The sequence below is a fragment of the Hydrogenophaga sp. genome (assembly GCF_022844385.1).
GTDB lineage: Bacteria > Pseudomonadota > Gammaproteobacteria > Burkholderiales > Burkholderiaceae_C > Hydrogenophaga.
Genome location: NZ_JALHLX010000235.1, coordinates 1 through 2,707, shown reverse-complemented (window position 1 = coordinate 2,707; position 2,707 = coordinate 1). Strand labels below are relative to the sequence as shown.

Sequence of the window (2,707 nt, the reverse complement as noted above, 5' to 3'; positions counted from 1 at the left end):
CGCCGGCCTGTGCCCCTGCCCGAGCCTCTGAAGAAAACCCTGGAGACCCTGCTATGAGCCACAACCCCACCGCGCCCGTGATCGACGCTGTCAGCGTCGACGCCGCGATCACCAGCCGCATGTCGGCGCGCGCCTTTCTGCCGCAGCCGGTGCCGCGCGCCACGATCGAACACCTGTTGCAAGTGGCCAGCCGCGCGCCCTCGGGCACCAACACACAGCCCTGGAAGGTGTATGTGTTGCAGGGCCAGAGCCGTGACACGCTGGTGGACAAGGTCTGTGCCGCGCACGACGCTTTGCGCGCCGACCCGGCGCTGGCCGCCGAGTACCGCGAGGAATACGACTACTACCCCGAGAAGTGGGTCAGCCCCTACATCGACCGCCGGCGCGAAAACGGCTGGAGCCTCTACGGCCTGCTGGGCATCACCAAGGGCGACAAGGACAAGATGCACGCGCAGCACCAGCGCAACTTCCGCTTCTTCGACGCACCCGTGGGCCTCATGTTCACGCTGGACCGCGTGATGGGCCGCGGCTCGCTGGTGGACTACGGCATGTTCCTGCAGAACATCATGGTCGCCGCGCGCGGCCACGGCCTGCACACCTGTCCGCAGGCCGCGTGGAACGGCTTCGCCAGGATCATCCTGCCGCACGTGGGCGCGGGCGAGAGCGAAATGCTGGTCTGCGGCATGGCCCTGGGCTACGCCGACCCGGCCGACAAGGTCAACGGTTTTCACACGCCGCGCGAGACGGTCGGGTCGTTCACGACCTGGCTGGAATAATCGCGCCTCTTTTCCCTTTTCTTTTCAATCACAGGAGACACCATGATCACCACCCCCAGCGGCCTGCAATATGAAGACACCGTGGTCGGCAACGGCGAGATCGCCAAAGCCGGTCGGCCCGTGCAGGTGCACTACACCGGCTGGCTTTACAACGACGGCGTGCAAGGCTCCAAGTTCGATTCGAGCAAGGACCGCGGCCAGCCGTTTGAGTTCTCGCTCGGCGGCGGTCAGGTCATCAAGGGCTGGGACGAAGGCGTGCAGGGCATGGCCGTGGGTGGCACGCGCCGCCTCGTGATTCCTGCTGCGCTGGGCTACGGTGCTCGCGGTGCGGGTGGCGTGATTCCGCCCAACGCCACACTGCTGTTCGAAGTTGATTTGCTGGCGGTGTGAAGGCCATGGCCAACACCACCGGCCGACCGGCCGTCTTTGTTTCGCGCAAGGTGTTTCCCGAAGTCATCGCGCGTCTGAGCGAACATTTTGATGTCGAGATGAACGACACCGACAGCGTGTTGCCACCCGACCAGCTGGCCCAGCGCCTGCAGGGCAAGGTGGGCGTGCTCACCACCGGCAGCGAGCGGGTGGACGCGGCGCTGCTGGCCGCCAATCCGCAACTGCGGATCGTGGCCAACATCGCGGTGGGTTTCAACAACTTCGACATGGCCGCCATCAACGCCGCCGGCGTGCTGGCGACCAACACGCCCGACGTGTTGACCGAAACCACCGCCGACTTCGGCTTCGCCTTGCTCATGGCCACGGCCCGGCGCGTCACCGAGAGCGAACATTTCCTGCGCGCGGGCCAGTGGAACAAGTGGAGCCTGGACATGTTTGCCGGTGCCGAGGTGCACGGCAGCACGCTGGGCATTCTGGGCATGGGCCGCATCGGTCAGGCCATTGCACGGCGAGGCGCGCACGGCTTCGGCATGAAGGTGATCTACCACAACCGCTCCCGCTTGGCGCCCGAGCTGGAAGCCGAATGCAAGGCGAGCTACGTGGACAAGGCCACGCTGCTCAAGACCGCCGACCACGTGATGCTGGTGCTGCCCTACAGCCCCGAAGCCCACCACACCATCGGCGCGGCCGAGATCGCGCAGATGAAACCCACGGCCACGCTGGTCAACATCGCCCGTGGCGGCATCGTGGACGACGCTGCGCTGGCGCTGGCGCTGCGCAACCGCGTGATCGCGGCCGCGGGTCTGGACGTGTTCGAGGGTGAGCCCAAGGTGCACCCCGATCTGCTGACCGTGCCCAACGTGGTGCTGACCCCGCACATCGCCAGTGCCACCATGGGCACGCGCATGGCCATGGCCATGCTCGCGGCCGACAACGTGATTGCGTTCCTGACCACCGGCCAGGCCGTGACGCCGCTCAACGCCGCAGCCGTCGCCAAGGCCTGATGTGACGATGACCAGCGACTCGCTGCTCTGGGGCCTGCTGGTCCTGCTTGTGCTCAACGTCGCGCTGGTCGCGTGGCTGTTGGTGCGCCGGGCGCCGGTGGACGCCGAGGCCCTGGCGCACCGGCAGCTGTTGCTGGCCCAGTTGCAGCAACAAGGGCAGCGCGTGGAGCGGATCGAAGGGGAGTTGCGCCGCGAGATCAGCGAGTCCTCTCGCGGTGGGCGGCAGGAGATCCAGCAGACGCTGGCCACCTTCCAGGAAACGCTGATGGGCCAGTCGGCCGAGACCACGCGCACGCAGAACGCCCAGCTCGACGGCTTCGCACAGCAGCTCGTGTTGTTGCGCGGCACGCTGGGCGACACGCTCACGCGCACCCTGCAGGACATGGGCGAAGGCAACGCGAGGCGCCTCTCAGAGATCCGCACCACGCTGGACGCGCAACTGCAGCAACTGCAACAGAGCAACGCCGCCAAGCTCGACGAGATGCGCGCCACGGTGGACGAAAAACTGCAGACCACGCTGCAGGCGCGCCTGGGCGA

3 protein-coding genes and 1 pseudogene are annotated in these 2,707 nt (G+C 66.8%); all 4 read left to right on the top strand.

What is annotated here, in order from left to right; translation table 11 throughout:
- Window positions 1-53: 53 nt before the first annotated feature.
- Window positions 54-776: a nitroreductase gene (locus tag Q0C59_RS19560; RefSeq protein WP_291218727.1), complete on the top strand. Its 723-nt coding sequence runs from the start codon at window positions 54-56 to the stop codon at window positions 774-776.
- A gap of 42 nt (window positions 777-818) precedes the next feature.
- A complete protein-coding gene (locus tag Q0C59_RS19555) occupies window positions 819-1,166 on the top strand; it encodes an FKBP-type peptidyl-prolyl cis-trans isomerase (protein ID WP_291218725.1) in 348 nt (115 codons plus the stop codon).
- A 5-nt stretch (window positions 1,167-1,171) separates the two neighbouring features.
- Window positions 1,172-2,170 carry a D-glycerate dehydrogenase gene (locus tag Q0C59_RS19550; RefSeq protein ID WP_291218723.1) on the top strand — a complete coding sequence of 333 codons (999 nt, stop codon included), beginning with the start codon at window positions 1,172-1,174 and terminating at the stop codon, window positions 2,168-2,170.
- 7 nt (window positions 2,171-2,177) lie between these two features.
- Window positions 2,178-2,707 (top strand): annotated as a pseudogene (locus tag Q0C59_RS19545) (DNA recombination protein RmuC); the annotation flags it as partial.